Below are 25,730 nucleotides of genomic sequence, written 5' to 3' on the forward strand. Positions count from 1 at the left end.
AGGCGCGCGATGTATTGCGGCGGTGCAACGTGAGCGTGAGGGGCAGAGGTGGAATCATGCTCGCCATGCGGCTGCGTATGTTCTGGCCGTGCCCCGAGTCACCTTCATTATCGCCCGGGAGGGCATCCATGACTTCGTCCATCCGTCCACTCCGTTCGCTGCTGGCCGCCGCGATCGTGCTCGCCGCCGCGCCCGCGATCGCGCAGCAGACCTACAGCCGCACCGTGTTCTTCGGCGACAGCCTGACCGACGCCGGCTACTACCGGCCGCTGCTGCCGGCCTCGGCGCAGGCGGTGACCGGCCAGTTCACCACCAATCCGGACTGGGTATGGGCGCAGTACCTCGCCGACTACTACGGCACCAACGGCCACGCCAACGGCAATGGCCAGATCGGCGACGACTACGCCGCCGGCAACGCCCGCGTCGGCGTGGCCAATCCCAGCGCGCTGGGCGTGGCGCCGTCGCTGGCGACGCAGGCCAGCAACTACCTGGCCGCCAACGGCGGCAAGGCCGACCCGAACGCGCTGTACAGCGTGTGGGGCGGCGCCAACGACCTGCTCGCGGTCGCCGGCGGCGCGCCGGTGCAGAGCACGATCGGCAACGCGGTGACGGCCGAGGTGGGCATCGTCGCCAGCCTGCAGAGCGCCGGCGCGCGCTACGTCATGGTCACCACCATCCCCGATGTCGGCCTCACCCCGCGCTTCCGCGCCGGCGGCGCCGCGGCGATGGCGCAGGGCACCGCGCTGGCCAGCAGCTACAACACCGCGCTGTTCGCCGGGCTCAAGAGCGCCGGGCTGCAGGTGATCCCGGTGGATACCTTCCACCTGCTGCAGGAAGTGATCGCCAGCCCGTCCACCTACGGTTTCAGCAACTACACCGGCACCGCCTGCCAACCGCAGATCACCTCGCAGTCGCTGACCTGCAACCCGACCAGCTACGTCAGCGCCGACGCCGCCGACAGCTACGTGTTCGCCGACGGCATCCATCCCACCGGCCGCACCCACGAACTGCTGGCGCAGTACGCGCTGTCGATCCTGGAAGGCCCGCGCCTGCAGCAGGTGCTGAGCCACTCGGCCGAGGTCACCGGCCGTTCGCGCGCCGACCAGGTCGCCTGGCACGTCGACGGCCGCCCGGAAGCGGACGGCATGCGCTGGTGGGGCAACCTGCGCGGCGACATGCAGCGCTACCAGCACGGCGACCTGTACGACGGCATGGCCCCGGCCGGCCTGTTCGGCGTGGACTGGTCGCGCGGCGAGTGGGTGTTCGGCGGCTTCGGCGGCTTCGGCCGCGTGGATGCCGACTTCGGCAACCGCGGCGGCGACTACACCCAGGACGACAGCACCCTGGGCGGCTTCGCCGGCTGGTACGGCGAGCGCGCCTGGGTCAACGCCCAGGTCAGCTACAGCTGGCTGAGCTACGACGTCAAGCGCAAGGTCAACCTGGGCCCGGCCACCATCCAGCACAACGGCTCGCCGGACGGCAGCAACCTGACCGCGGCGCTGCAGGGCGGTTACGAGTTCGGCGAAGGCGCGTTCAGGCACGGACCGGTGGCCGCGGCGATCTGGCAGAAGGTCAAGCTCGACGGCTACACCGAGAGCAACCCGAATTCCAGCGCGCTGGGCTACTACGACCAGGACGTCGAGTCGCTGGTCGGCCGCATCGGCTGGAAGGCCAGCCTCGACGCTGGCGCGGTGAAGCCGTACCTGCAGGCCACCTACGACCACGAGTTCAAGAAGGGCGAGCAAGCCACCGCGTGGCTGCAGACCATGCCCGAGCTGGGCGCCTACGCCGTACCGGGCCTGGCCGTCGACCGCAACTACGCCTCGGTGGTGCTGGGCGCGCGGACCAAGCTGTGGGGCCTGGAAAGCAATGTCGGCATCGCCGCCACGACCGGCCAGAGCCGCGCGCACGACACCTCGCTGTTCGTGAACTTCGGCGGCAGCTTCTAAGCGCGGCAACGCGGCTGCCCATGATGCCCGGCCGCGCGCCGGGCACCATGGCTGTCAGGAAGGAACGGGCGCCGCCGAGACGGCTCGCTGTGGGAGGGGCTTCAGCCCCGACGCCTTATCGGTAGGGCGTCGGGGCTGAAGCCCCTCCCACAAAAAGCCACCTGAAGTATTGGCACCGCAATCGCTCTGGCGCCGGCGCGCCATCGCCGCAGCCTTGTCGCACCGATTTCTTGCGCAACCGCCGGCCCACCGCATAGACTGCACCGGCGACGCGGGCGTAGCTCAATGGTAGAGCTGTAGCTTCCCAAGCTACTGACGTGGGTTCGATTCCCATCGCCCGCTCCAGTCGTTGCAAGGCGCTTACGCGTCGGCGCGCTCCGCACTATCCAGCCCGCTCCGCAATTCACTGCCCGGCGCAGCTTTGGAGCCCCCCCCTCTTTTTTGTCCTCGATAGCTCGGAAGCCGGCCTGCATTACCGCAATGGCCGCCACCGGCGTGTCAGGGGAGGCGCATCGCAACCGATATGCGCGCGCGCTTCAGGACTGCGTGGCGATCGCGAACTCGTCGAGCTGGCGTTGCGACATGCTGCTGTTGTTGAGGATCACGATCGTCTCGCGCGTGTCCAGGCGGTGCGCGAGCAGCGAGCGGTAGCCGGCGGTGTTGCCGGTTTCCCAGGCGTAGGTGCGGCGCTTGCCCTGCAGCGTCAGTGTCTTCACGCGGCCGCCGAGCGCGTATTCCTCCGGCATTTCCACCGTGTTGAGCTGGCGCAGCGACGCTGGCGACAGAAAGCCCTTGTCGTAGACGCGGTGCGCAGCCTGCATCAGGTCCGGGGCGTTGCTGAAATAGCCGCCGGCCGCGGCGATGAAGGCCGGCCTGTCGTAAGTGCGGCGCTCGGGCGGCGACAGTGTGCGGTAGGAGGGCACGGTGGTCGGTGCGGTCGCGATCGCTGGGCCGGTGCCGGTGTGGCGCAGCTCCAGCGGGTCCAGGACCAGGGTGCGGACGGCGTCCACGAAGGGCATGCCGGCGACCGCTTCGACGATCGCGTAGACGACGATCCAGTTGGCGAAGATGTAGTCGAATTTCGCGCCCGGCTCGAACGCGAGGTCGGCGCTGGCGAACCGGCGCACGGCCTCGGCGGCCGGCAGGTCGAGCGTCGTCAGCGATGGATCGGCCTTGGCGGCCGGGCCGAACTGTTCGGTCAGGCCGCTGCTGTTCGAGAGCAGGCGTCGCAGGCTGATGCGGGCGCCGGTGTCGGCGCGATAGTCCGGCAGCCAGGCGGTGATCGGCCGGTCGAGGTCGAGCCGGCGCCGTTCGACCAGGCGCAGCACCGCCAGCGTCGTGAGCCATTTGGAAATCGAGGCGATGCCGTAGACGTCGTCGAGCTTCGCCGGCCGCTGCGCTTCCACGTCCACGATGCCGAAGGGCTGCGCATAGGACACCTTGCCGTCGCGGGCGAGCAGGACCACGCCCTGGAAGCCGTTCGCCTTCGCCCACGCGTCGATGACGGCGGGTGCGTCCTTCGCAGCCGCCGATGCGGGGCGAGGCAGTGCGGCCAGCAACAGTGCTGCACCGGAAGCGGCCAGGAGCGATCGTCGCGACATCGAGGGCGCAATGGGCGAATCGGGCACGGCAATGTCTCCAGAATAGTGTGGGCCGGAATGCGATGCGTCTGGGCCTGGCCGATGCTTGCGTCCGTGGCCGCGATCGCGCCGTGGCGACGTGGAGCAAAGGCAGCGTCCGCGCCGATTCGGGCGCATCGACTGTATCAGTTGCGGTTGATCGCGGAGTTGCGGGTTTCCGCGGGTCGCCACGGCGCAGGGCGTTCGGCCGAACGGAACCGGTGTTCGCAGCGCGGTGTGCAGGCCGTCTTATCCGTGCACCCATGATCGACGTGCAGCGATACGTGCCTGGCGCTATGGCGAGGGGTTCCCCGTCGCTGGCGCGGAACGGCGTACCGGTCGATGCCAGCGGGTGGCCTGGTGTGCAGTGCGCAGGCTGATCCGGGGCGACCCGGCGAGCAACGCGATCCGCTCGGGCATCGTTGCGCGCATCGCGGCGCTTGCGGTTGCAGGCCGACGATCCGTGCGCGTCGGGCTTCGTCGATTTCTGGCCGATCGGTCCTTGCCTACTTGCTTGCTGGCGCGTGGGAGTCGTCCGCGCGCTCGATCCTGCTCGTGCCATCGGCGGCGAGGGTGGCGCTGAGGCGCTGGCCGTCCGCGGCAATCGATACGACGCCCGAGCCGCCGGCGTTGTTGAGGAACAGGTAGGCAGAGGCGCCGCCCGGGCGCTCCAGCAACAGGTGGGCGCCTTTGTCGTCGATCTCGACGGTGGCGTGCGGACCGGTGGCGAGCGGGTTGAGCAGCGTCAGCGCCGGGCGTCCGGCGGCATCGAGCGCGACGCGCGCGCCGGTGCTGCCGTCCTCGCGCAGCAGCACGATCTCAGGGACGCCGTTCAGTGCCGACAGCAGCATCTTCGGGCGGCCCTGCGCATCGACGATGCGCAGTTCCTGAGTGGTGACGGGCGGCGGCGGTGGCAGGTCGTTCATCGGCGATGTTCCTTGGGCTGTTGCGAGCATGGCGGCGCGTCCATGGGTGCACGCTGCGCGCATGGCGCCGCGATGCGCGTTGCCTCAGGCGGGCTTGATCATGTCGCGGGCATAGTCGAGGCCGATGCCGTAGCCGCCGCCGTGGTCGACGACGATGCCGCGTGCGGCCTCGTAGGTGGCGTGCCGGGTCCAGTCGCGTTGCAGTTCCAGCAGGAACTGCAGCCACGAGGTCATGACCGCGCCGGCCTGTTCCATGCGGCGCAGCGCCGCGTCGTGGCTGGCGGCGGTCAGGCCGCCGCAGGCGTCCGCGACCACGTGCACCTTGTAGCCGTCGGCCAGCGCCGACAGCACCGGAAAGCTGATGCAGGCCTCGGTCAGCAGTCCGGCGACGACCAGCGTCCTGCGTCCGGTGGCGACGACCGCGGCCCTGGCCGCATCGTCTTCCCACAGGTTCATGTTGCGTCGCTCGATCGGCGCGATGTCCGGCAGCGCGGCGCGCAGCGGCGGCATCAGCGGGCCGCTGTAGACCTTCGATGCCGAGGTGCTGACGACCACCGGCACGGCGAAGGCGGCGGCGGTGCGCGCGAGCGCCACGATGTTGCTGCGCAGGGATTGCCGGTCGGCCGAGCCGGCGGCGAAGGCCAGGCCGGCCTGTGCGTCGACCAGCACCAGCGCGCACTCGGCCGGGGTCAGCAGGGGGAGGTCGCTCATGATGTGCTCCAGGAATGAGGGGTTATGGCGTGATGCCCAGTTGCTGGTCGACGGTCAGCCTGTCCCAGTAGATGGTGACGTCGTCGATCCGGTGGTCGGCCCGGTAGTGGAGCAGCATGACCCCGGGGTGATCGAAGCGGCGGCCGTTGCCGGGCGTGGTCTTGCCGGTCGCCGGATCCACGTAGGGACCGCTCCAGGTGCCGGTGACGCGCTCGACCGACACGCCCTGCATGCCGTCGACCAGCGCGTCGGCCAGGGTCACGTGGAAATCGGGATAGGCCTTGAAGATCATCGCGAAGAACGCGCGCGTCCCGGCCGCATCGAGCGGCCTGGGGTTGCTGGGCTGGTGGATCACCACGTCGGGCGTGAACAGGGCCATGACCGTGTCGATGTCGTGGCTGTTCCAGGCCTCGGCCCAGCGCTGGATGTCGGCATGGGCGATGGCGCCGGCGGGCGGCGGCATCGGCGTCGCCTGGCCGGGCGACGCGCTGGCGGCGAACGCGGCGGCGAGCAGCACGGGCAGCGCGGACAGCAGCGTGTTGGGCATGGCGTGGTTCCCTGTCGCTGTGCGGATCGCGCGCGCGGTTCAGCGCGCGGCGCGGGTGCTCTCGTAGAGGAACCAGGCGCGGCGTTCGGCCTCGTCGATCCACACTTCGATCAGGCTGGTGGAGGCGACATCGTGGTGCTCGTCGCACACCGCGTGGGTCGCGCGCAGGAAGCCGGTGAGCCGGCGGTTGTCGTCGGCCAGTTCGGCCAGCATGTCCTGCGGGGTCACGTAGTCGGCGTCGTTGTCCAGCAGCCGCTGCAGGCGCTGGATGTGGCCGATCGAGCGCAGCGTGGTTGCGCCGACCTTGCGCGCGCGCTCGGCGATGGCGTCGGTGGTGGCGAAGATCTGGTCGCCCTGTTCGTCGAGCAGCAGGTGGTAGTCGCGGAAATGCGGCCCGGACAGGTGCCAGTGGAAGTTCTTGGTCTTCAGGTACAGCGCGAACATGTCCGCCAGCAGGGCGTTCAGCGCGCCGCCGATGTCGGCGGTGGCCTGGGCGCCGAGATCGCTGGGGGTATGCAGCGCGCTGCTCTGGCGCGACTTGGTCGAAACGGTATCCATGCGGTGTCTCCGGTTGAGGGCGTGCCCGCGTTGCGCGGCGGTCTGCGGCGAGTGGTCGCGTTGCGCGGTCCACTCGGCGAGGCAGAGGTTAGGCGGCGGACGCGGGCGCGGACATCGGCGGATCGTTTCGCCGCCTCATACCTTGGTGTGGGGCCCGCCGCGGTGGCGTTGCCGGATGTCGGCCGGGCGCGCGGGCGCGACCTCGCCGCCCGGACCGGTCCGCAGATAGGCAACGGCATCCAAGAAGTCGCGCGACGCGGGGCCTACCATGGCCGCTGCCGCACGGTCGGCCGGCCAGCGGCGCCTGGCCATGGTCGCCTGCGCGGCCGCGCGCGCGTTCCCTTCCCTGGAGGCACTCCTTGTTCACCCCGTCTCGCAAGCAGCGGTTCGCGCTTTCGCCGCTGCGCTGGGACGCCGGGTCGTGGACCTGCGCTGGCGCGCGCTGGCGCCGGCTGGCGTTGCGCCTGGTCGCGGCGCTGCTGATGTGCGCCATCTTCCTGGTCGACACCTTCACCGCGCTCGAAGGCGCCATCGCGGTGCTGTACGTCGTCGCCGTGCTGCTGGTGGCGCGTACCGCGCGGGGCGGCGACATCGTGGTGACCGCGCTGAGCGGCGCCGTTCTCACCGTCGCCACCTATGTGGATACGCACGGCGTCGCCCACGTCGGCTCGCAGACCTTGCGCGCCATCGTCAGCCTGGCGGCGATCGCGACCACTGCGGTGCTGCTGCTGCAGAACCAGAAGGCGATGAAGGCGCTGTGCGCCCAGGCCACGTTACTGGACCTCTCGCACGACATGATCTTCGTGCGCGACCGCTTCGGCGTGATCACCTTCTGGAACCGCACCGCCGAGGAGGTATACGGCTGGTCGTCGCAACAGGCGCTCGGCCGGGTCGCGGACGAACTGCTCGGCACCCGCTATACGATCCAGCGGGAGGCGATCGAGGCCATGCTGCTGGACGCCGGCGCCTGGAACGGCGTGCTCGAGCAGCGCACCCGGGCCGGCGCCACGCTGGTCGTGGAGAGCCGCTGGGTCCTGCAGCGCGATGCCCATGCCACGCCGATGGGCGTGCTGGAGACGCATACCGATGTCACCGAGCGCAAGGCGGCCTATGCGGCGCTGGTGCAGAGCGAGCGCCGCTACCGGCGGATGTTCGATGCCAGCCGCATCGGCGTGGCGCAACAGGACTGGACCGCGCTCCGGGCGGAACTGTCCGCGCTTGGGCTGAACGATGCGGTGGCCCTGAACGCCTATCTGGCCGAGCGCCCGGACTTCGTCGAGCGCGCGCGCCGGCTGACCAGGATCGACGGGCTGAACCCGGCGTTCCTGGCCATGGTCGGCGGCGACGGCGCACTGCATGCGCGACGCTCGGTCGACGACCTGCTGGGCGAAGGCGAGCGCAGCTTCGCCGCGGCCCTGGCCGCGTTCGTCGCGGGCGAGGCCTTCCACGAGGGCGAAACCGAGATCGTGCGCGCCGACGGGCACCGCATTCCGGTGCTCTTCACCATCACCTTCCCCGGCCCGGACGACGACGGCTGCGTGCTGGTGTTCGTGGTGGACAATTCGGAGCGCAAGCAGGCGCAACGCGCCCTGCTGACGGCGCAGGTGGAGCTGGCGCATGCCGCGCGGGTGGCGACGCTGGGCGAACTGACCGCGTCGATCGCGCACGAGGTCAACCAGCCGTTGATGGCGGTGGTGACCAACGGCGAGGCGGCCATGCGCTGGTTGCACCGCGACGTGCCCGACCTGTACGAGGTGGACGCGGCCATCGCGCGCATCATCGCCGAAGGGCGCCGCGCCAGCGAGATCGTCCGGGGCGTGCGCGATTTCCTCAGCAAGGCGCCGATGAAGCGCGACGCACTGAACGCGGCGTCGCTGGTCGAGGACGCCGTTCGCCTGGTGGAGCACGAGTTCGCGCGCGGCCAGGTGGACCTGCACGTGGAACTGCAGCCGGACCTGCCGGCCGTGGTCGGCGATCGCATCCAACTGCAGCAGGTACTGGTCAATCTGATGGTCAACGCCAGCCAGGCCATGGCGGGACAATCCGCGCCGCGGGTGCTGCGCCTGCGCGCGGCGCGGCATGCGCGCGATACGCTCGCCATCACGGTGGCCGACAGCGGCCCCGGCGTCGCGGCGGAGCACCTGCAACGCCTGTTCGATCCGTTCTTCACCACCAAGCAGCGGGGCATGGGCATGGGGCTGGCGATCTGCAGGACCACCGCCGAGGCGCACGGCGGGCAACTGTCGGTGGACAGCCTGCCCGGCCAGGGCGCGACCTTCCGCCTGCTGTTGCCGGCAACGCACGGCGAGACCGTCGCATGAACGGGCAAGCACCACCGCATGCCGCCGCGCCCAGTCCGCCCGTGGTGGTGGTCGTGGACGACGATGCGGCCGTGCGCGATTCGCTCGACAGCCTGCTGCGCTCGATCGGCCTGCGCACGCGGATCTTCGCCTCCCCGGCAGACCTGCTGCAGGCCGCGCTGGCGGACGTGTGCGGCTGCATCGTGCTCGACGTGCGGCTGCCGGGCATCAGCGGACTGGACTTCCAGGACCAGCTCGCGCGCAACGGCATCCACCTGCCGATCGTGTTCATGACCGGCCACGGCGACATCCCGATGACGGTGCGGGCGATGAAGGCCGGCGCGGTGGACTTCCTGTCCAAGCCGTTCCGCGACCAGGACATGCTGGACGCGGTCAGCGCGGCGCTGGAGCGCGACCGGCAGCGCCGCGCGGCGAGCGGCGCGGTGCAGGAACTGCATGCCAGGTACGCGACGCTGACCCCGCGCGAGCGCGAGGTGCTGGCCCTGGTGGTGTCCGGGCTGATGAACAAGCAGGTCGCCGGCGAGATGGGCCTGAGCGAGATCACGGTGAAGATCCATCGCGGCAACGTCATGCGCAAGATGGGCGTGCGCTCGCTCGCCGACCTGGTGCGCAGCGCCGAAGCGCTGGGGATTTCCCGGCCCTGAGGGCCCGCAGGCAAACCTGTGTATGATTTTCGCCGCGCCGGCGGCATGGGACAAAGGGCGCATCGGCCGCGCACCGGACGCACGTGACGTGCGACACGCGGTGCGAAGGATTCCCCGTGGATAGCCAGGCTGCCGTGATCGCGATCGTCGACGACGACGAAGGGGTGAGAACCTCCTTGTCCAGTCTGTTGCGCTCGTTCGGCTACGAGATCCGCAGCTACGGCTCGGCGACCGAATTCCTGGACGACCAGGGACGCGCCGGCCCCGACTGCCTGATCGCCGACATGCAGATGCCGCGGATGAGCGGCGAGCAGCTGCAGGACGCACTGCTCGCGCGCGGCCGCAGCTTCCCGATGATCTTCATGAGCGCGTTCCCCGCCGAGGCGATCCGGGCCCGGGTCATGGCCCGCGGCGCCTGCGCGTTCCTCGACAAGCCGGTCGATGGCGAGCGCATCGCCCGCTGCCTGGCCAGTGCGCTCGCCGGCAATGACGCACGCTAGCGCGGCGCCGGTCCCCACACCTTCGTATGACGCAACAAGCCGAGCGTAGGATTCAACCCGACACCGCGATTCCCTAGGCTGTGTCTGCGCTTCACCAACCCCCTTCACCCAACAAAGGCAAAGCCATGAGCACGATCACCACCAAAGACGGCGTCGAGATCTTCTTCAAGGACTGGGGTCCCAAGACGGCCCAGCCGATCTATTTCCACCATGGCTGGCCGCTGTCGAGCGACGACTGGGATGCGCAGATGCTGTACTTCCTCGGCAAGGGCTTCCGCGTCGTCGCGCACGACCGCCGCGGCCACGGCCGTTCCAGCCAGGTCAGCGACGGCCACGACATGGCGCATTACGCCGCCGACGTGGCGGCGGTCACCGAACACCTCGACCTGCGCAATGCGGTGCATATCGGCCATTCGACCGGTGGCGGCGAAGTGGCGCGCTATGTCATTACGCATGGCAAGGGCCGCGTGGCCAAGGCGGTGCTGATCAGCGCCGTGCCGCCGCTGATGGTCAAGACCGCGTCCAACCCGAACGGGGTGCCGATGGAGGTGTTCGACGGCATCCGCGCCGGCTTGGCCGCCAACCGCGCCCAGTTCTATCTCGATTTCGCCAGCGGCCCGTTCTACGGCTTCAACCGTCCCGGCGCGCAGGTCCTGCAGGGCACGATCCAGAACTGGTGGCGGCAGGGCATGCTCGGCGGCGCCAAGTCGCACTACGATGGCATCAAGGCGTTCTCGGAGACCGACTTCACCGAGGACCTGAAGGCGATGGACGTGCCGACCCTGGTGATGCACGGCGACGACGATCAGGTGGTACCGATCGCCACGTCCAGCGAACTGTCGGTCAAGCTGCTGAAGCACGGCTCGCTGAAGGTCTACCCGGGCTATCCGCACGGCATGTGCACGACCCATGCCGACGTGATCAACCCCGACCTGCTGGCCTTCATCCAGGGCTGAGTCAGGCTTGCGCAGGAGCGGACGCCAGCTCCGCTCCTGTTGCGCGCAATAGTGCCCGTGCAGCGGCCGATGCGTTCGGCCGCTGCGCGATGGCGGGCGAAAGTGGATGCGGCGGTATGCAGGAACGTTCGTGCCGAGCCGCCCTGCCGCAGCGAAGACGTCGAATAGGGCGGGGCGGGCGAATGCGTTCGCCTCGCCTCGAGAGTTCGGGTTGAACCTGCTCTTGCGCCTCGCGGGCCCCCGCGCAGGACTGCCTGTCAAACCCGCTTCATCCGCCGCGTCTACGCTGGCAGGCTCGTGAGCGCATGCTCGTTGCCGGTCCCTCCCCGTGGTCGAACACAGTCGTCGCCGTTTCCTCGCCCGTGCATCCCTGGCCCTCGGCGCCGGCGCGGTCATGCCGTTGCTGCCCGGGGCGATCCGCAGCGCGCTGGCGGTGCCGCCGGCGCGGGTCACCGGCACCGTGCAGGACGTGCAGCACGTGGTGATCCTGATGCAGGAGAACCGCTCGTTCGACCACTACTTCGGCTGCCTGCGCGGCGTGCGCGGCTTCGGTGACCCGCGTCCCTTGCGCCTGCCCGGCGGACGCCCGGTCTGGTACCAGCCCGAGGCCGGCGCCGGCGATCGCTACGTGTTGCCGTTCCGCCTGAACGGCCAGACCAGCAGCGCGCAGTCGATGGAAGGTCTCAACCACGACTGGAAGGGGTCGCACGAAACCTGGAAGCACCACGACGCCTGGATCGCGCAGAAGGGCGCGATGACCATGGGCCATTTCCAGCGCGAGGACCTGCCGTTCTACTACGCGCTGGCCGACGCCTTCACCATCTGCGACGGCTACCACGCCTCGCTGTTCGGTCCGACCAATCCCAACCGCATGTACATGTTCACCGGCACCAGCGGCCTGAGCGTGGGCAACGACGGCGAGCAGGCGGTGAACAACCGCGACGACGGCAACTGGACCGGCGACATGGCGCGCGACAACCCGGCGTTTCCCGGTTACACGTGGACCACCTATTCCGAGCGCCTGCAGCAGGCCGGGATCAGCTGGCAGGTGTACCAGGAGTTCGACAACTACGGCGACAACAGCCACCCGTACTTCGCCAATTTCCGCAATCTCGACCGCAACTCCCCCCTGTACCGGCGCGGCCGCGCGATCGTGCCGGGTTCCACCGCCGACAACGCCAAGGCCTCGCGCGGCGAGCACCTGGTCGCCGCGTTTGCGCGCGATGTGCGCGCAGGCACCCTGCCGCAGGTGTCGTGGATCGTGGCGCCGTACCTGCTCAGCGAGCATCCCCAGGCCACCCCGGCCTACGGCGAATCGCTGAGCGCGCGCCTGCTGGAGGCGTTGGTGGCCTCGCCGGAGGTGTGGTCCAAGACCGTGTTCCTGATCAACTACGACGAGAACGACGGGTTCTTCGACCACGTGCCGCCGGCGCTGCCGGCGACCGATCCGGCGATCGGCGCCAGCAACGTGGATCTGCGCGGCGAGGACTACCACGGCGTCCCGGTCGGCCTCGGCCCGCGCGTGCCGATGCTGGTGGTGTCGCCGTGGAGCCGCGGCGGCTGGGTCGATTCGCAGGTGTTCGACCATACCTCGGTGATCCGGTTCCTGGAGCGCCGCTTCGGTGTCGCCGAACCCAACATCGGCCCCTGGCGCCGCGCGATCGCCGGCGACCTGACCTCGGCGCTGGATTTCGCCGGCCACGACGACGCCCATGTCGCCCTGCCGGACACGCGCGACTTCATCGCCCGGGTCGACGCGACCGCGGCCTTGCCGCCGCCGCAACGGCCGGCGCAGCAGGCGCTGCCGCTGCAGGAGCCGGGCCAGCGCCCGGCGCGCGCGCTGCCCTACGATTTCGACGTGCGCCTGCAGGCGGGCGCGCAGGGGCCGACGTTGCGGATGGTCAACCGCGGCGCGGCCGGCGTCGCCCTGAACGCCTATGCCGACGGCGGGAGCGCCGGCCCGTGGTTCTACACGGTGGCGGCGGGCAGCGAATTGCTCGACACGCGCGCATGGCGCGGGGCGGCGGCCGATGCCGGCTATGCGTTGCGCGTGCACGGGCCCAACGGCTTCCTGCGCGAGTTCCACGGCGACGGCGTGGCCGACGCCGGACTGCAGGCCGAGGCCGACTACGAGGCGGCCACGCAATGCCTGCTGCTGGACCTGCGCAATGCCGGTCCGCAGGCGTGCCGGCTGCGCATCCGCGACGACTACCGCGGCGGGGCCGAACAGAGGCTGGAACTGGCTGCCGGCGAGCGCCGGGTGCTGCGCTTTCCGCTGCAGGCGCAGCATCATTGGTACGACCTGGAGATCGCGAGCGAGGCGATGCCGCAGTGGCGGCGGCGCCTGGCCGGGCATGTCGAGACCGGCCGCCCGAGCATGAGCGACCCGGCGATCGGGCGTGTCGTTGCGGGTTAGCTGCGGCTGCGGGATTCAGGCGGGCCTTGGCTGCGTGTCGCGGCTGAAGCCGCTCCTACAAAAGGCTTGGACATCGGGGTGCCGCACGCCCTTGTAGGAGCGGCTTCAGCCGCGACAGATCGCCCGGCGTACGAACGCACATGCAAAAAAGAAGCCGCCCAAGGGCGGCTTCTTCGTGTGCGGCATTCCAGTGCAAGCGCCGCCGCGGCCTGCGCAACGGTGGCGCCTCGCCTTCCCTGGCGCTGCGTTCGGCTCAGAACTTGCCGTTGAACGTGACGAAGAACTGCCGCGGCGCGCCGGCCATCAGCGTCTGGTTGTAGCCGTTGGGATCGGAGACCACGTAGCCGTTGGTGCCGACGGTGGCGAAGTAGCGCTTGTCGAACAGGTTGGTTACGTTGGCGCTCAGGCCCAGGTTCTGGAACATGCCGACCTGGCCGAAGTCGTAGCCGGCGCTCAGGTCGAAGCGCCAGTAGCTCGGCACCGACGAATCGTTGAGGTAGCTGATGTAGCGGCGGCCGGTGTACTTGCCGTCCAGCGCCGCATGCCAGCCGGCATTCTCATAGGCCAGGCTGCTGGAGAACATCCACTCCGGGATGCCGACCACGCGCTTGCCGGACGTGGCCACCACGCCGCCGTTGAGGTAGTCGTCCTGGTAGGTGGAGTCGTCGTAGGACAGCGAGTTCAGCCAGCGCAGCTGCGCGATCGGACGCCACATCACCGCCAGGTCGGCGCCCTGGCTGCGCACCGAGCCGACGTTGTTGAGCGTGGCCGAGCAGGTCTGGATCGCGCTGCACGGCGAGGTCACCAGCAGGCGGTCGTCGAAGGTGGTGTGGTACAGCGCCAGCGACGCCTCGATGCCGTCGCCGCGCACGCGGTAGCCCAGTTCGTAGGTCTGCGCGGTTTCAGGCTCCAGCGAGTGCTTGATCGCGTCGAACGCCGCCTGCGATTCCTGGAACGGAGTGAAGCCGAAGCCGGCCATGTTCTTGTTGTAGGACGCGTAGATTTCCTGGTGTTCGTCGAGCTTGAAGTTCACGCCCACCTGCGGCAGCAGGTCCGAATCGGCCTTGATCTCGCCGGCGGCGTTGGCGGTGGTCGGCACCAGCGACTGCGCGGTGGTGTCCACCTGCAGCTTCTTGGCGCCGAAGTTCACCGTCAGGCGTTCGTCGAGCAGGCGCAGCGTGTCCTGCGCGTAGAACATGCGCGTGTCGGTTTCGTAGTGCTGGGAGAACCCGCGCTCGAACCGGGTGCCGGCCTTGTTGAAGTAGAACAGATCGGTGAACGGGCCGTCGAGCAGGAAGTAGTTGCGCTCCTGCACGGTCTTGGCGTTCTGGTACCAGCCGCCGATCTCGATCTCGTTGCCGGCGACGGTGAAGTTCAGCGACGCGGTGACGCCATGCCGGTTGAGCCGGTAGTCGGTGGTGCGCATCGACAACGGCACCGTGGCCGAGGAGGGCACGTACGGCGTGGTCCACTGCCCCTCGCCGTTGTTGTCGTGGTAATAGCCGGCCAGGTTCAGCGTGGCCGTGCCGCCGAGGTTGAAGGCGCCGCTGAGCGCGGCCAGGTTGTCGTCGCGCAGGCCGGCGCCAGAGTAGTACGACGCGTCGGCCTTGCCGTAGTCGGCCGGCAGGGCGTTCAAGGACGCCGGGTAGCTGCCGTTGCCGTTGAGCGCGTTGGCGATCTGCACCGCGCTGTTCCAGTCCGGCATCAGGTAGTCCCAGTCCCAGCCCAGCGCCTTCTGCGAGGTCAGCGACAAGTCCATGATGTCGTATTCCTTGCGCTTGGAACTGTCCAGGAACAGGCTGACCCGGTTGCCGTCGCCCCACTGGTACAGCGCCTTGACGTTGGCCTGGCTGTATTCGTTGTTGCCGTAGCCCTTCCACTTGTCCGTCTCGCCGTGCACCAGCGAGGTGTACATCGAGAACCCGTTGATGTCGCCGGTGTCGCCGCGCAGGTAGGTGCGGCGGGCGGAATCGGAGCCGAAGGTCTGGCTGAAGCGGATGCCCGGCTCGGCATCCGGGTCGTCGGAGTAGTAGCGCACGGTGCCGCCGAGGTTGCTGCTCGAGGCGGTACCCAGCGCGCCGGCGCCCTGCGCCAGTTCCACCGAGCCCACGTTCTCGGAGATGATCGCGCGGGTCACCTGCAGGCCGTCGCTGACGCCGTAGCTCATGTTGCCCAGCGGCACGCCGTCCAGGGTGAAGCCCAGCCGGCTCTGGTCGAAGCCGTGCAGGCTGATCGCGGTCGACCACTCGTAGGCGCCCCACGCATCGGCCGACTGGAACTGCACGCCGGGCAGCTTGTCCAGCACCTTCAGCGCGCTGGTGCCGGGGGCGGCGATGCCGATGTCCTCGCGGGTGATGCGCTGCACCTGGCGGGTGGTGCCGGTGGACACCACGGTGATCGCATCGAGCATCGTCGCATCGCCGCCGCTGGTGGCGGCCGCCGCGTCGGCGTTGGCGCCGTCGGCCGCCGGCGCGGTCTCGGCCAGTGCGGCGAAGGCCGGCAGTGCGGACGCGACGGCGAGCACCAGCGCGTGCAGGCGCAAGGATCTGGAGGTGGGGGTCATCGGAATTCCAATAAAGATGGGGAGACGTTTGGGGGCTTGCCGCGCGAGGCGTGACGGCCAGCACACGGCCTGTGCGGCCCGCCCGCCACCATGCAACGGTTTTGTGAAGGTTTCGGGGCGGTCCTGTGTCGGCTGTGGGACAGCCCGATGGTGCCGATCGCGTGCACGTCCGGAGAAGCCGGTGCCGCGCTGCCGCCGCGTGCGCGCCCTGCTGACGGGCGGCGCGTGTACTGTGCCGCCCCGCGGCGCCGGCGGCGCAACGTATGATGCCGGGCCAGCCACCGCCGTCGCGCCTCGATGAAGCTCGCCATCCTGTCCCGCAACACCAAGTTGTATTCGACGCGCCGGCTGGTCGAGGCCGGTCGCGAACGCGGGCATACGGTGCGCGTGCTCGACCCGCTGCGCTGCTACATGCGCATCGCCGCCGGGTCCTTCACCATGCACTACAAGGGCAAGCCGATCACCGGCTACGACGCGGTGCTCCCGCGCATCGGCAATTCCGTCACCCGCTACGGCACCGCGGTGTTGCGCCAGCTGGAGATGATGGGCGTGCGCACGCCCAATCCGTCCGATGCGATCCTGCGTGCGCGCGACAAGCTGCGCGCCCACCAGCTGCTGGCGGCCAAGGGCATCGACATGCCGATGACCGTGTTCGGCGACAACCCCGACGACACCGGCGACCTGCTGTCGATGCTGGGCCCGCCGCCGCACGTGGTGAAGTTGAACGAAGGCACCCAGGGCACCGGCGTGATCCTGACCGAGAAGACCAGCGCCTCGCGCGGCGTGGTCGAGGCGCTGCGCGGCCTGTACGCCAATTTCCTGGTGCAGGAATTCATCGGCGAGGCCGAGGGCGCCGACCTGCGCTGCTTCGTGGTCGGCAACCAGGTGGTCGCGGCGATGCGTCGGCAGGCCCCGGAAGGCGACTTCCGCTCCAACCTGCACGTCGGCGGCAGCGCGCAGCTGGCGACCGCCAGCCGCGGCGAACAGGAGGTGGCGGTGCGCTCGGCCAAGGCCCTGGGCCTGGGCATTGCCGGGGTCGACCTGATCCGCTCGCGGCGCGGCCCGCTGGTGCTGGAAGTCAACTCGACCCCCGGCCTGGAGGGGATCGAGGCGGTATGCGGGCTGGACATCGCCGGCAAGGTCATCGAGCACCTCGAAACCAGCGTGAACCGAAAGAAATCAACTGCTTAGGGCGACATCCGCCTCTCCATTCTGGCTTAACGAGGGTTTAATTCCAGGCTGCGTATGCTTCGTCGGACCGCAGCTCTGCCCTCCTCAGCAGGAACGGTAATCGGGATATATCTTTCGGCCCAAGCGGCCTTGCCGCTTGGGCCTTTTTGTTCCCTGCTGACCAGCCTGTCGCCAGCTCGCCGCCGCCACAGCGCATGCGGCTTGCGGCGCCGTTCGCAGCGGGGCTACATTGTGATTCACACCACCAAATCGCTTAGGGGACAGGGATGAAGAAAGTGATCGGTTTGATGCTGGGGATGGCGCTCGCGTGCAGCGCGGCCGCTGCGCCGAAAGGTGAGGCGCCCATGAACGTGAAGAAATCGTTCGCACAGCAACTCAGTACAATTCGCCAGCAGTTGGACGACGGCAAGACCTATTCCGAACTCAGCGCGGAAAATCGCAGCAAGGTGGAAGCCGCGCTGTCGCGCATGGCGACGGTGCTGAACGCCCATCCCGACGTGGATACGCTGCGCGAGGAAGACAAGGTCGCGTTGTTCAACGATCAGGAAACGGTCAATGCGCTGCTGACCAAGGCATCGTCGGACAGCCGGCTGATCTGCAGGCGCGAAGCGGTCATCGGATCGCTGCGCACCACGACGCAATGCAAGACCGTGGCGGAACGCCGCCGCGACAACGAGGATGCGCAGGAACTGATGCGGCGCAATCCAACTGGCAAGTACGACTGACGGGGTAAATGTTGGTGCGAATTCTAGTGATCGAAGACAACAGCGACATCGCTGCCAACCTGGGCGACTACCTCGAGGACCGCGGGCATACCGTCGATTTCGCCGCCGACGGCGTCACCGGCCTGCACCTGGCGGTGGTGCACGAATTCGATGCGATCGTGCTCGACCTCAACCTGCCGGGCATGGACGGCATCGAAGTGTGCCGCAAGCTGCGCAACGAAGCGCGCAAGCAGACCCCGGTGCTGATGCTCACCGCGCGCGACTCGCTGGACAACAAGCTGGCAGGCTTCGATTCCGGCGCCGACGACTACCTGATCAAGCCGTTCGCGCTGCAGGAAGTGGAAGTGCGGCTCAATGCGCTGTCGCGCCGCGGCAAGGGCGTGCACACCCGGGTGCTGGAGACCGGCGACCTGGAATACAACCTGGACACGCTGGAAGTGCGGCGCCAGGGCAAGCTGCTGCAGCTCAACCCGACCGCGCTGAAGATCCTGCAGGCGCTGATGGAGGCCTCGCCGGCGGTGGTGACCCGGCAGGAACTGGAAACCCGCGTCTGGGGCGAGGAACTGCCGGATTCGGATTCGCTGCGCGTGCACATCCACGGCCTGCGCGCGGTCGTCGACAAGCCCTTCGACGTGCATATGATCCAGACCCGCCACGGCATCGGCTACCGCATCGCCGCGCCCGATGCCTGAAGCTGGGGAGTTGCCGCGTGCGGTGCGGCGACGCGGGCGCTACCGCCGCCGCCTGCGCAGCCGCATCATCCTGTCCTTCGTGCTGTTGGGCTTCGGCCTGACGGCACTGTTCGCGTTCGCGACCAACTGGGCGCGGGCGCGGGTGGAGAACCAGCTCGTCGAAGACGTGATGAATCGCAACATCGACGAGTACGCGCGGCGGTTCTTTTCCGCGCCGTCAAAGAACCCCGACCTGCCGGTGCAGCAGATGGTCGGCCGGGTGGTCAAGAGCGACCGCTTCGAGGCGCTCAAGCGCGAGCAGCCGGAGTGGTACAACTTCTCCGACGGCATCCACACCGTCTCCGGGCGCGACGAATCGGGCAAGCCGTTTTCCTACAAGGTCGCGGTGCGCAAGACGCCCGACGTGTGGTTCTTCCTCGCCTACGACATGACCCAGACCATCCAGGGCGAGACGCAGCTCAACCGCACCCTGTTCCTGTCGGTGCTGGTGTTCAGCGCCTTGTCGCTGGTGATCGGCTGGTGGTCGGCGTCGCGGGTGATGCGCCCGGTCTCCGATCTGGCGGCGCGGCTGCGCGCCTATCGCGGCAGTAGCGACCCCAGGCCGCTGGCGCCACATTTCCCCGACGACGAAGTCGGGCAGCTGGCCGAGGCGCTGGACGACTACTCGGCCCGGCTCACCGAGGTGGTGCAACGCGACCGCGAGTTCAACGCCGACGTCAGCCACGAACTGCGCACGCCGCTGGCGGTGATCCGCGGCGCCACCGAGCTGCTGCTGACCCGGCCCAATCTCGACGACAAGGTGCTGCAGCGCCTGCAGCGCATCCAGCGCGCCGAGCAGCAGTGCAGCGACCTGATCGGCTCGCTGCTGCTGCTGTCGCGCAACGAGCGCGGGCAGGGCAACAGCAACGTGGCCAAGGTCGCCGAGCAGCTGATCGAATCGCACCGCGCGCAGCTCGGCGGCAAGCCGCTGCAGCTGTTGCTGGAGGGCGAGCGCAACCTGACCATCGACGCGCCGGAGTCGGCGCTGTCGGTGGCGCTGGGCAACCTGATCGGCAATGCGGTCAAGTACACCCAGGAAGGCCAGGTGGTGGTGCGGGTGCTGAGCGATGCGGTGCAGGTGATCGACTCAGGCCCCGGCCTCAGCGAGGAAGACGCCGCCAAGCTGTTCCAGCGCGGTTACCGCGGTACCCACGCCGGGCACTCGCAGGGCGGCGGCATCGGCCTGTCGATCGTCAGCCGCCTGTGCGACCTGTATGGCTGGCAGGTCAACGTGCGCCCGGGCGCCTCCAAGGGCGTGGTGGCGACGTTGTGGTTCAGGGCGGCGTGACGGCGCTGATGATCCACGGGATTCTGTAGGAGCGGCTTCAGCCGCGACGGGCTTTCCCGGTAGATCCAGTCGCGGCTGAAGCCGCTCCTACAAGAGCGCGCATTGCCGGATCGGACTGTTACGCGCCTTTCGTCGCCGCCAAAGCACGATATCGCCGATCCAGCGCATCCGCCGCGTCCTGCAACTGCGATGCATCGCCATCGTTGACCACGACATCGTCGGCGATGGCCAATCGCGCCGCGCGCGTGGCCTGCGCCGCGATCATCCGCTGCGCCAACTCGGCGGTGATGCCATCGCGCTGCATCAGGCGCGCATGCTGCATCGCCTCCGGCGCGTCGACCACCACGATCCGGTCCAGCCACGGATACGCCGCGCGCGCGCCGACTTCGGTCAGCAAGGGGATCGCCGCAACCGCATAGGGGCTGGCGGCCTCGCGGCACGCCTGCTGCATCAGCAGGCGGATGGCGGGGTGGGTGATCGCCTCCAGGTCGCGGCGCGCCACCGGGTCGTCGAAGATGCGCTGGCGCAGCGCGGCGCGATCCAGATTGCCGTCCTCGCGCAGGATCTGCGTACCGAACCGGGCCACGATCTGCGCCAGCGCCGGATGCCCGGGCGCGACCACCGCGCGTGCGGCCACGTCGGCATCGGCGACGACGATGCCCTTGGCCTCGAAGCGGCGGCTCAACTCGCTCTTGCCGGAGGCGACGCCGCCGGTCAGGCCGACGATGAAATCACTCACGCCGTCGCTCCGCTCAGCGCAGCCCGGACCAGCGCATGTAGGTGTCGATGATCTCCGTGCCCCAGAAGAACGTGATCCAGCCGGCGATGGCCAGATACGGGCCGAACGGAATGGGCGTGGCCCGGTCGCGGCCCTTGGCCGCCAGCCAGATCGAGCCGAGCACCGCGCCGACCAGCGAGGAGATCAGGATGGTCGGCAGGATGCCCTTCAGTCCGCACCAGGCGCCGATCGCCGCCAGCAGCTTGAAGTCGCCATGGCCCATGCCTTCCTTGCCGGTGATCTGCTTGAACAGCCACCACACCGACCACAGCGACACATAGCCGACCGCCGCGCCGAGCAGCGCCGGCTTGGCCGGCATGTACAGATTGTCCATGCTGCCGACCAGGCCCAGCCACATCAACGGCAAGGTCAGCTGGTCCGGCAACAGCCGGGTGCGCAGGTCGATGCCCGACATCGCGACCAGGAAGCAACTGAACACGATCGCCCCGAATCCCTGCCAGCCGAAGCCGAAGCGCCAGACGCTGGCGACCACCAGCAGGCTGGTCAGCATCTCCACCAGCGGGTACTGGATCGAGATCGGCGCATGGCAATGCCGGCACTTGCCGCGCAAGGCCAGCCAACTGAACAACGGGATGTTCTCGTACCAGGACAGCTTGTGCTTGCAGTGCGGACAGTGCGACGGCTCGACCACGATCCCGGGCGGCGGCGGGTCGTAGATGTCCGGCAGCTCCAGGATCTCGCGCGAATCGCGCTTCCACTGCCACTCCATGCGCCGCGGCAGTCGCAGGATCACCACGTTGAGGAAGCTGCCCACCAGCAAACCCAGCCCCGCCGCGGCGGGAAAGCCGAGGCCGGGGTGTTGATCGAGAAATGCCATTAATGCTTATCCAACGACGGAGGCCAGCTTGAAGATGGGCAGATACATGCCGATGACCATGCCGCCGACGATGGTGCCGATGAACACCATGATCAGCGGTTCGATCAGGCTGCTCAGCGCATCCACCGCATTGTTCACTTCCTGCTCGAAGTACTCGGCCACCTTGAACAGCATCGCATCCAGCGCACCCGCCTCTTCGCCGATGGCGGTCATCTGGATGACCATGTGCGGAAACAGATTGGCCTGCTTCATCGCCACGTTGACCGGATAGCCCACCGACACGTCGTCGCGCATGCGCAGCACGGCCTTCTCGTAGACACTGTTGCCGGTGGCGCCAGCGACGATGTCCAGCGCCTCGACCAATGGCACGCCGGCACGGAAAGTCACTGCAAGTGTTCGCGCGAAGCGCGCCACGGAGCTGTTGTGCATGATCTGGCCGATGATCGGCACCTTCAGGATCAGCCGGTCCATGCCGTGCTGCATCGACGGCGAGCGCTTATAGGCAAAGATGAAGCCGATGACGCTGCCTAGCAGCACAATCAGCAGTATCCACCAATAGGAAACCATGAAACGAGAGGCGGCGACGATCATTTGCGTGAACGCCGGTAGGTCGGCACCAAAGCCCTTGAACACTTCTTCGAACTGCGGCACGACCCAGACCAGCAGGATCGAGCTGACCAGCAGGGCGACTGCCACCACCATGGCCGGGTAGAACAAGGCCTTCTTGATCTTGCCCTTCAAGGCCTCGATGTTTTCCTTGTAGGCCGCGACCGTTTCCAGCACCGTTTCCAGCACGCCGGCGCCTTCGCCGGCCTTGACCAGGTTGCGGTAGAGCTCGTCGAACTGGATAGGATGCTTGCTGATCGCCTCATAAAGCGATGAACCGCCCTCGATGTCGGTGCGGATCTGGTCCACCATCTTCTTCATGCGCGGGTTCTTGTGCCCGCTGGCGATGATCTCCAGCGACCCGACGATGGGGACGCCCGATTTCATCATGGTCGCCATCTGGCGGCTGAAGAAGGCGATGTCCTTGGGGCTGATCTTGCTGCCGGCGGCGCCGAACAGCGGCTTGGGCTTGGGCTTGACCACCGACGGCGTAATGCCCTGGCGGCGCAGCTCCGCACGCAACAGGTTGGCATTCTTGGCGGTCTGCTCGCCCTTCATCTTGACGCCGCGCTTGTCCGTCCCTTCCCAGACGAACGGCAGCTGCTGGCTGGTGTTGCGCGCGACAGGCTCTTTGGGTACTGCGCTACGAGTTGCGGACATCAGGTGTGCTCCCCGTCCAGCCATCCCCAGGCGGACATGCTCGGCATGGTATCGGTTTCCGTGGCGTCTGGCACCAGCGGTCAATGGTCAAGACTGGCCTCGAGCCACAGGGCAGCCAAGGTTTCAGTGGGGTGACGTTTTGCGTCACTTTGTGACCTATCCTGGCAGAGGGGAAAGCCCGTCGCAATTCCTTTCTTTGCCCATGCTGGGCGGCATTCAATGGGGCATCATGGCGGCTGGGGAGCATAGGGTCGCGTGGGGAAGTTGGCACGCGGCCTGCTTGTATCACCCGCACGTGGCGCTCCGCCGCGCGGCGCTCGAGGGGTAGCAAGCTCCGCGGGCCGAGTGTCTGCCAACTTACACACCATCTCTAGGGGATTCACCATGAAGAAGCAGCAGGGCTTTACCCTGATCGAACTGATGATCGTCGTCGCGATCATCGCCATTCTGGCCGCCATTGCGCTGCCGATGTACCAGGACTATGTCGCCAAGTCGCAGGCGACTGCCGGCCTGGCCGAGATCACCCCCGGCAAGACGCAGTTCGAAGTGCTGAAGAACGAGGGCAGCACGTTCAGTCAGCCCGATGCCATTGGTCTCAGCACGAACACCGCCCGCTGCACGATCGCCATCACCGCTAACTCGATCACCTGCACCCTCAAGGGCAATGCGAACAAGATCGCAGGCAAGGTCATCACCCTGACCCGCAGCACCACTGGCGGCACCTGGAGTTGCAGCGGCGGCGCGCTGGATGCCAAGTACAAGCCGGCTGGCTGCAGCTGATCAGCGCGCGCTGTAACTGGTTCATGGAACCCCGCTCATGCGGGGTTCTTTTTGGCATGCATGTTGCTGAACATTACTCAATTACCTACACCACAAGCCGTGCTGACATGCAAGCCAATCGTGGCTTCTCCCTTATCGAGCTGATGATCGTGGTGGCGATCATCGCGGTCCTTGCGGCGATCGCCTTTCCCATCTATCAAGGGTATGTCGCCAAGACCCAGGCAGCGTCTGCGCTGGAAGAAATAAGTATCGGAAAAGTCGCATACGAGCAGCTCAGCAGCGTGGGCGCTTCTGACGCAGAGTTCACCAATGCCGCTCTCGGTCTCCAATTATCGACGGTGCGATGTAGTTCCATCTCCGTGGCTCCGCCAACAGGCAGTGGCAGTAACGTTGCCATAAGCTGCACCATCAGTGGGGCACCGGGCGCGCAAGGCGAGACGATCAGTCTTGAGCGCGGAGCCAACGGTGGTTGGCAATGCCGTAGCAGCGTTGCTGCAGTCATACGGCCAAATGGATGTATCGCCTCGTGATCGGTGAGCGAAGCTCGGTTGTTGGAGCAATCCGTTGTTTTAAAGGTGAAGTTCACTAATGGTGCATCGCCGTTTTGTGTTGATGGCGTTGCTGGTCGCGACGATCTGTGCGCTGGTAATGGCGCCAGGTGTCTCGGGCGGGTTTTTGTTCGACGACTTCACCAACATCGTCTTCAACCAAAAGATTCATGTGACGCAATGGACAGTAAGTACTTTCCGTGATGCGTTGCATGCTTACGAGGGTTCCATTGGGCGTCCATTTGCGACCTTGAGCTTTGCCTTCAATTATTGGCTGGATGGGCTGAATCCCATCGGCTTCAAGATCGGAAATCTCCTGCTGCACGTCGCCAATATCTTATTGGTAGCCTATTTGCTGCGGCTTATCCTGTCGCTGTTGTGGATTTCCGCCAGTGAAAATTCCATCGGGGCTGCTGCATTGCTCGGTGCGGCTTTGTGGGGTGTTCATCCCATACAGGTCTCTGCAGTGCTTTATGTCGTTCAACGCATGGAGCTCATGGCTGCAAGCTGCATCTTTGTTTCCCTGATCCTCTATTGTCGTGGACGCATGCGGCAGATCGAAGGCCGGCATGGCGGCTGGCGGCTCGTATCGGTCAGCGCCGTTGTGGCTGCGTTTGGCTTGACCTGCAAGGAAACTGCGGCATTGGTGCCGCTGCTTTCATTCGGAATGGAGTTGACGGTATTCCGGTTCGCCGGAGCCAGGATCGGGAATCACCGGATATTGGCCTGGTTATATGGCGCGGGATTGTTGGTGACGGCGGGAGTCTACGCTTTCTGGCTGGTTCCCGATGCTGGCGCAGCATACGTTTCTCGAAATTTCACCATGGTGGAGCGACTGTACACGCAGCTTCGGGTGTTGCCGATGTACCTGACGCAAATCGCTTGGCCGGCGCCGTCAAATTTGATTTTTTATTACGATGGGCTATATCAGTCGACCTCGCTGTTTTCACCTATCTCAACCTTCTGGGGAGGGGTGTCGCTGGTCGCGCTCGCCATTGCGGCTGTCCTGTTCCGGAAAAGCGCGCCATTGTCGTCGTTGGGTATCTACTTCTTCTTTGCGGCACATGCCTTGACGAGCGGCGTGATTCCACTCGAACACGCGTTCGAGCACCGAAACTATCTGGCGCTTTTGGGGGTGGTGCTGGTCCTGGTGGATATCGGGTTGAGGTGCGCGCAGAAATTGCCGTCGCGAATCGTTGTTTTTTTTGCCAGTGGCATTCTGCTCTGCTTGGCTACCACCACAGTATTCCGTAGTTTGGTCTGGGGGAATCCGCTGGTGCTTGCCAGCAGCGCCGTGCATGATGCGCCTGATTCGCCGCGTGCTTCCTATGAGATGGGCATTCTCTTCATTGAACGTTCTGGGGCCGATCCGGCGTCCGTGCCGTTCGCGCTTGGGATGGCTTCGCTGAGCCATGCAGCCGAGCTTCCGCTTTCCTCGCCGCTACCGCTGCAAGCCATTATTTTAGTGAACTACAAGACCGGCCAGCTGGTTGATCCTCAGTTGTGGGAAAGGCTGTTCGCCAAATTCAGAACGCGCGCGATCGGCTCCCAGGAGTTGAGTGCGTATTACACGTTAATGGGGGAGCGTATGTCCGGTTTGAATATTCCGGATGAGCGGCTCCGTGAATTATCTGGCATCATTATCGATAGGCGCCCGGATATTAGGGATGTTCACATTTATTATGCGGATTTCGCCAGAAAGAATCTGCACGACGACACTGTTGCGCTTCATGAGTATCGTGCCGCCATCGCATTGACAAAGCGGTCCGAGCGGGCTGCCTTGGTGGCGAAGATAGTGCTTCAGCTAAGAGCGGAGGGCGATCGGTCACTGGCTGATTCGATAAAACTTCCTTGATTGACAGATCTTTCGCTCAA

At 67.0% G+C, this 25,730-nt stretch carries 22 protein-coding genes and 1 tRNA gene; 14 read left to right on the forward strand and 9 right to left on the reverse strand.

What is annotated here, in order from left to right:
* Positions 1-128: 128 nt before the first annotated feature.
* Both OCJ37_RS05045 and OCJ37_RS05050 read left to right on the forward strand, forming a co-directional pair.
* Complete coding sequence (locus OCJ37_RS05045; protein ID WP_263112597.1) at positions 129-1,949, forward strand: autotransporter outer membrane beta-barrel domain-containing protein; 1,821 nt, start codon at positions 129-131, stop codon at positions 1,947-1,949.
* Positions 1,950-2,220: 271 nt separating this feature from the next.
* Positions 2,221-2,294, forward strand: a tRNA-Gly gene (locus OCJ37_RS05050).
* A 191-nt stretch (positions 2,295-2,485) separates the two neighbouring features.
* On the opposite strand, the gene OCJ37_RS05055 is transcribed toward OCJ37_RS05050, so the two are convergent.
* From OCJ37_RS05055 to OCJ37_RS05075, 5 genes are all read right to left on the reverse strand, one after another.
* The gene (locus tag OCJ37_RS05055) at positions 2,486-3,577 is read right to left on the reverse strand and encodes a serine hydrolase domain-containing protein (protein WP_263112598.1); all 1,092 of its coding nucleotides are present in this window, start codon (positions 3,575-3,577) and stop codon (positions 2,486-2,488) included.
* A 497-nt stretch (positions 3,578-4,074) separates the two neighbouring features.
* On the reverse strand, positions 4,075-4,494 hold the full coding sequence (locus tag OCJ37_RS05060; RefSeq protein WP_263112599.1) for a hypothetical protein: 420 nt from the start codon (positions 4,492-4,494) through the stop codon (positions 4,075-4,077).
* A gap of 84 nt (positions 4,495-4,578) precedes the next feature.
* Positions 4,579-5,205, reverse strand: a complete 627-nt coding sequence (locus OCJ37_RS05065) for an isochorismatase family protein (protein WP_263112600.1) — start codon at positions 5,203-5,205, stop codon at positions 4,579-4,581.
* Positions 5,206-5,227: 22 nt separating this feature from the next.
* A complete protein-coding gene (locus tag OCJ37_RS05070; protein WP_263112601.1) occupies positions 5,228-5,752 on the reverse strand; it encodes an ester cyclase in 525 nt (174 codons plus the stop codon).
* 39 nt (positions 5,753-5,791) lie between these two features.
* Positions 5,792-6,310 carry a Dps family protein gene (locus tag OCJ37_RS05075; protein ID WP_263112602.1) on the reverse strand — a complete coding sequence of 173 codons (519 nt, stop codon included), beginning with the start codon at positions 6,308-6,310 and terminating at the stop codon, positions 5,792-5,794.
* A gap of 359 nt (positions 6,311-6,669) precedes the next feature.
* On the opposite strand from OCJ37_RS05075, the gene OCJ37_RS05080 reads away from it, so the two are divergent.
* The 5 genes from OCJ37_RS05080 to OCJ37_RS05100 all read left to right on the forward strand — a co-directional run bounded on the left by OCJ37_RS05080 (position 6,670) and on the right by OCJ37_RS05100 (position 13,147).
* Complete coding sequence (locus OCJ37_RS05080; protein ID WP_263112603.1) at positions 6,670-8,631, forward strand: PAS domain-containing sensor histidine kinase; 1,962 nt, start codon at positions 6,670-6,672, stop codon at positions 8,629-8,631.
* Positions 8,628-9,275 carry a response regulator transcription factor gene (locus OCJ37_RS05085; protein ID WP_263112604.1) on the forward strand — a complete coding sequence of 216 codons (648 nt, stop codon included), beginning with the start codon at positions 8,628-8,630 and terminating at the stop codon, positions 9,273-9,275. Before OCJ37_RS05080 ends, OCJ37_RS05085 begins: the two co-directional genes overlap by 4 nt.
* 134 nt (positions 9,276-9,409) lie before the next feature.
* Complete coding sequence (locus tag OCJ37_RS05090; RefSeq protein WP_263112605.1) at positions 9,410-9,775, forward strand: response regulator transcription factor; 366 nt, start codon at positions 9,410-9,412, stop codon at positions 9,773-9,775.
* Between the two features lie 125 nt (positions 9,776-9,900).
* A complete protein-coding gene (locus OCJ37_RS05095; RefSeq protein ID WP_263112606.1) occupies positions 9,901-10,731 on the forward strand; it encodes an alpha/beta fold hydrolase in 831 nt (276 codons plus the stop codon).
* Positions 10,732-11,125: 394 nt separating this feature from the next.
* A complete protein-coding gene (locus OCJ37_RS05100; RefSeq protein ID WP_263112607.1) occupies positions 11,126-13,147 on the forward strand; it encodes a phosphocholine-specific phospholipase C in 2,022 nt (673 codons plus the stop codon).
* A gap of 253 nt (positions 13,148-13,400) precedes the next feature.
* Here OCJ37_RS05100 and OCJ37_RS05105 read toward each other — a convergent pair whose 3' ends face one another.
* Positions 13,401-15,710, reverse strand: a complete 2,310-nt coding sequence (locus OCJ37_RS05105) for a TonB-dependent receptor (protein ID WP_263112608.1) — start codon at positions 15,708-15,710, stop codon at positions 13,401-13,403.
* Positions 15,711-16,007: 297 nt separating this feature from the next.
* Between OCJ37_RS05105 and rimK the strand changes: the two genes are divergently transcribed.
* The 4 genes from rimK (at position 16,008) to OCJ37_RS05125 (ending at position 19,645) form a co-directional block, all read left to right on the forward strand.
* On the forward strand, positions 16,008-16,901 hold the full coding sequence (gene rimK / locus OCJ37_RS05110; RefSeq protein WP_263112609.1) for a 30S ribosomal protein S6--L-glutamate ligase: 894 nt from the start codon (positions 16,008-16,010) through the stop codon (positions 16,899-16,901).
* Positions 16,902-17,167: 266 nt separating this feature from the next.
* Entirely contained in the window at positions 17,168-17,626 is a 459-nt protein-coding gene (locus OCJ37_RS05115) for a hypothetical protein (protein WP_263112610.1), read from the forward strand.
* Between the two features lie 14 nt (positions 17,627-17,640).
* On the forward strand, positions 17,641-18,318 hold the full coding sequence (locus tag OCJ37_RS05120) for a response regulator transcription factor (protein WP_263113589.1): 678 nt from the start codon (positions 17,641-17,643) through the stop codon (positions 18,316-18,318).
* A complete protein-coding gene (locus tag OCJ37_RS05125) occupies positions 18,311-19,645 on the forward strand; it encodes a sensor histidine kinase (RefSeq protein WP_263112611.1) in 1,335 nt (444 codons plus the stop codon). The genes OCJ37_RS05120 and OCJ37_RS05125 overlap by 8 nt, the downstream gene beginning before the upstream one ends.
* 118 nt (positions 19,646-19,763) lie before the next feature.
* On the opposite strand, the gene coaE is transcribed toward OCJ37_RS05125, so the two are convergent.
* Genes coaE through OCJ37_RS05140 form a run of 3 tightly spaced genes read right to left on the reverse strand, consistent with a single transcriptional unit; the run spans position 19,764 to position 22,527 of the window.
* Positions 19,764-20,384, reverse strand: coding sequence for a dephospho-CoA kinase (coaE, locus tag OCJ37_RS05130; RefSeq protein ID WP_263112612.1), 621 nt, complete (start codon positions 20,382-20,384; stop codon positions 19,764-19,766).
* A 13-nt stretch (positions 20,385-20,397) separates the two neighbouring features.
* On the reverse strand, positions 20,398-21,261 hold the full coding sequence (locus tag OCJ37_RS05135; RefSeq protein ID WP_263112613.1) for a prepilin peptidase: 864 nt from the start codon (positions 21,259-21,261) through the stop codon (positions 20,398-20,400).
* A 6-nt stretch (positions 21,262-21,267) separates the two neighbouring features.
* Entirely contained in the window at positions 21,268-22,527 is a 1,260-nt protein-coding gene (locus tag OCJ37_RS05140; protein WP_263112614.1) for a type II secretion system F family protein, read from the reverse strand.
* A 384-nt stretch (positions 22,528-22,911) separates the two neighbouring features.
* Here OCJ37_RS05140 and OCJ37_RS05145 point away from each other — a divergent pair, with 384 nt between their 5' ends.
* Genes OCJ37_RS05145 through OCJ37_RS05160 form a run of 3 tightly spaced genes read left to right on the forward strand, consistent with a single transcriptional unit; the run spans position 22,912 to position 25,710 of the window.
* The gene (locus tag OCJ37_RS05145; protein ID WP_263112615.1) at positions 22,912-23,307 is read left to right on the forward strand and encodes a pilin; all 396 of its coding nucleotides are present in this window, start codon (positions 22,912-22,914) and stop codon (positions 23,305-23,307) included.
* A gap of 56 nt (positions 23,308-23,363) precedes the next feature.
* Complete coding sequence (locus OCJ37_RS20995) at positions 23,364-23,837, forward strand: pilin (RefSeq protein ID WP_317633216.1); 474 nt, start codon at positions 23,364-23,366, stop codon at positions 23,835-23,837.
* A gap of 58 nt (positions 23,838-23,895) precedes the next feature.
* Positions 23,896-25,710, forward strand: a complete 1,815-nt coding sequence (locus tag OCJ37_RS05160) for a hypothetical protein (RefSeq protein ID WP_263112616.1) — start codon at positions 23,896-23,898, stop codon at positions 25,708-25,710.
* Positions 25,711-25,730 lie beyond the last annotated feature (20 nt).

Origin of the sequence: Xanthomonas sp. AM6 (assembly GCF_025665335.1) — a bacterium.
Classification (GTDB): domain Bacteria; phylum Pseudomonadota; class Gammaproteobacteria; order Xanthomonadales; family Xanthomonadaceae; genus Xanthomonas_A.

Bases quoted from the DNA above. Each gene is read 5' to 3' on its own strand.
- OCJ37_RS05115 (WP_263112610.1), top strand. From the start codon at position 17,168: ATGAAGAAAGTGATCGGTTTGATGCTGGGGATGGCGCTCGCGTGCAGC.
- OCJ37_RS05070 (WP_263112601.1), bottom strand. From the start codon at position 5,752: ATGCCCAACACGCTGCTGTCCGCGCTGCCCGTGCTGCTCGCCGCCGCG.
- rimK (WP_263112609.1), top strand. From the start codon at position 16,008: ATGAAGCTCGCCATCCTGTCCCGCAACACCAAGTTGTATTCGACGCGC.
- OCJ37_RS05125 (WP_263112611.1), top strand. From the start codon at position 18,311: ATGCCTGAAGCTGGGGAGTTGCCGCGTGCGGTGCGGCGACGCGGGCGC.
- OCJ37_RS05160 (WP_263112616.1), top strand. From the start codon at position 23,896: ATGGTGCATCGCCGTTTTGTGTTGATGGCGTTGCTGGTCGCGACGATC.
- OCJ37_RS05075 (WP_263112602.1), bottom strand. From the start codon at position 6,310: ATGGATACCGTTTCGACCAAGTCGCGCCAGAGCAGCGCGCTGCATACC.
- OCJ37_RS05095 (WP_263112606.1), top strand. From the start codon at position 9,901: ATGAGCACGATCACCACCAAAGACGGCGTCGAGATCTTCTTCAAGGAC.
- OCJ37_RS05105 (WP_263112608.1), bottom strand. From the start codon at position 15,710: ATGACCCCCACCTCCAGATCCTTGCGCCTGCACGCGCTGGTGCTCGCC.
- OCJ37_RS05100 (WP_263112607.1), top strand. From the start codon at position 11,126: ATGCCGTTGCTGCCCGGGGCGATCCGCAGCGCGCTGGCGGTGCCGCCG.
- OCJ37_RS05140 (WP_263112614.1), bottom strand. From the start codon at position 22,527: ATGTCCGCAACTCGTAGCGCAGTACCCAAAGAGCCTGTCGCGCGCAAC.
- OCJ37_RS05045 (WP_263112597.1), top strand. From the start codon at position 129: ATGACTTCGTCCATCCGTCCACTCCGTTCGCTGCTGGCCGCCGCGATC.
- OCJ37_RS05135 (WP_263112613.1), bottom strand. From the start codon at position 21,261: ATGGCATTTCTCGATCAACACCCCGGCCTCGGCTTTCCCGCCGCGGCG.
- OCJ37_RS05145 (WP_263112615.1), top strand. From the start codon at position 22,912: ATGAAGAAGCAGCAGGGCTTTACCCTGATCGAACTGATGATCGTCGTC.
- OCJ37_RS05085 (WP_263112604.1), top strand. From the start codon at position 8,628: ATGAACGGGCAAGCACCACCGCATGCCGCCGCGCCCAGTCCGCCCGTG.
- OCJ37_RS05060 (WP_263112599.1), bottom strand. From the start codon at position 4,494: ATGAACGACCTGCCACCGCCGCCGCCCGTCACCACTCAGGAACTGCGC.
- OCJ37_RS05065 (WP_263112600.1), bottom strand. From the start codon at position 5,205: ATGAGCGACCTCCCCCTGCTGACCCCGGCCGAGTGCGCGCTGGTGCTG.
- OCJ37_RS20995 (WP_317633216.1), top strand. From the start codon at position 23,364: ATGCATGTTGCTGAACATTACTCAATTACCTACACCACAAGCCGTGCT.